2 protein-coding genes are annotated in these 2,069 nt (G+C 67.9%); both read right to left on the reverse strand.

Features of this window, described 5'->3' with window-relative positions:
- Positions 1-385 precede the first annotated feature (385 nt).
- Complete coding sequence (locus PLJ28_RS15745) at positions 386-913, reverse strand: DUF4240 domain-containing protein (RefSeq protein ID WP_324590426.1); 528 nt, start codon at positions 911-913, stop codon at positions 386-388.
- Positions 914-1,098: 185 nt separating this feature from the next.
- Positions 1,099-2,069 (reverse strand): insulinase family protein (locus PLJ28_RS15750; protein ID WP_324590427.1); only part of this gene is annotated, 971 nt, incomplete at its 5' end.

Below are 2,069 nucleotides of genomic sequence, written 5' to 3' on the forward strand. Positions count from 1 at the left end.
AGCTGTACCGCCAGTACCGTGAGGGCTTGCAACGCCTCCTGACCTGAGATCAGAAAATCCCCTCGTGGACGGGGCCGTCAACCGGAGGCGGAAGGCGTTCAACCCAGGGTGAGAACGCCACGTATCTCAGCAGTCACACTGCCGACCCAAGATTCCCCCTCGGGTTGGACGGTAACCCGTGGGTTGCGCGACGGGGCCGATGGACACATGTGGGTAAGGGCGTGAATCGCAGTGACGGAACCGTCTACGGCGCCTGGTCGTTCAGGCCACTGAAGCGCTGCGGTGCGGCCCGGAAGCGGATGCCCGAACGGACGCGGCTGAGCGCGAGCCCGCAGTCATTCGTGCGAAACGCGGGCGGTGCTTCGGCGCTGTGAGCAGTTCCTGGCTACCAGTACGGCAGCGGGTTCAGTTTCGGGTAGCGGGCGCGGAGCGCGTCCTCATCGTCCTCATCCCACTCCTGCCCTGTGGGCTCCGCGGCTATCTCCGCTCCCGGACGAGACCCGTAGTCCATGAAGATCTCCCGGCCGGTCGCCTCCACGTAGACGTCCATGGCGACGTAGGACAACAACTCCGCCTCGGCGACCTGCCCGGCATCCTTCAAACGGCCATCGGCCAAGGCCTGGGGGTCGGACTTCACGGCCTCGAAGTAGTCCTGGCCCTGGGCGATGACCCAGCTGCGGAAGTCCGTGAAGCAATCATCCGAGCACCCGCCCATCAACAGGTACGCCGCGCCCCACAGATCCCACGAGTAGAGCTCGTCCCGGTGGGCCACGAAGGCCTCGTCGAACGCCGCGATCTCCTGGGCCGTCAGACCCGCCAGGGTGGCGGTCAGGCTGCCGGTCTGGTCCTCGACGCTGCCACCGGCCGATGACCCGGACTGGTCAATGATGTGCCAGAAACGGTCATCGTCCATCACCGCAATCGTGGGCATTTCCGTCGGACCCCCCGCCCCCTCCCCGCCGTTGGACGCTGCCGGGGACGCGTCGGTGACGTAGGCGAAATCCCCAGTGTCCGGGCCCTGGCTCTCGGCGTCTTCGCCGCATCCGGTCAGCGCGATGCCCAGCATCACGCTGAGCGCGACGCCCGCAATAGCTTTCCTCACACTGGTCCCTGTTCTCGATGCTCGACACGGTCATCGCGAAGGTGTGTGGTGATTTGCCGTCGTTGCGGGACGTGCTGGCAGATCTGGTCTACGGCGCGGTCCCCGCCCTTCAGCACGGCCGTCGGGACCTCGATGACCTCGCCGTTGACGCCGACGACGGTGGTCTGGACGTCGTCCGGATCCGAGGCGTCCTGTTCCACCGCGGCGACCTGGTCCCAGGCCAGGGACCGCCGAAATTGGCCGTCCGTGACCAACACGCCACTCTCACCCACGACCAGCTTGAGTCCCTTGGGCACCCCAGCCAGTCGCGCGAACATCTTGACGGGGTAGACCGTCCCGGTGACCTCCGGGCCCGGTAGGGGGCCCATCACCGTTGCGACCAGACCCGAGGTGCCCGGCTCGGGCTCGTCGTCGAGGTCTATGGCCGGTACCCCGACGGCCAGGGTCGAATCCAGCCCGGCCAGCCAGGCTCGCACGTCCTCCATGGTGACCGCGCGCACAGCTGCACCCAGGTCCTGCAGGGACGGTTGCGGCGCCTGCAGGAAGCCTGCCTCGGCGGCGTCGAAGAGCTCGACGGTCTCGTGGTGCGGGTCCTCGAGTTGGTCCTGGACCTCCTGGTAGGCCGCCTCCCGGTCGGCGTCCGTCACGCCGTGGTCCCGCAGTTCGCGCAGGATACCCAGAATCCCCTCGGCCGCCTGAGGCAGGGAGGTCTTCGCGACCCGAACGATGACCACCGCCACCCCGGACTGTGGCTGCAGTGCCTGGCCGGCCTCGATGTCGTAGACCACCCCAGCGTCCCGGCGCAGCCGTCGGAAGGTCCGGCGGCGTAGCGTCCCGAGCACCAGCCGAGCCACCGGGTCTGCCGCGGCGGACATCCCTGGCACCTGGAAGGACAACACCAGGTCCTCACCGCCGGTGGTGTACTCCCCGGGCAAGACCAATGGCACGGGATCGAACTCCGGCACGG

Origin of the sequence: Citricoccus sp., assembly GCF_035445025.1 — a bacterium.
In the GTDB taxonomy this organism is placed as follows: Bacteria; Actinomycetota; Actinomycetes; order Actinomycetales; family Micrococcaceae; genus Citricoccus.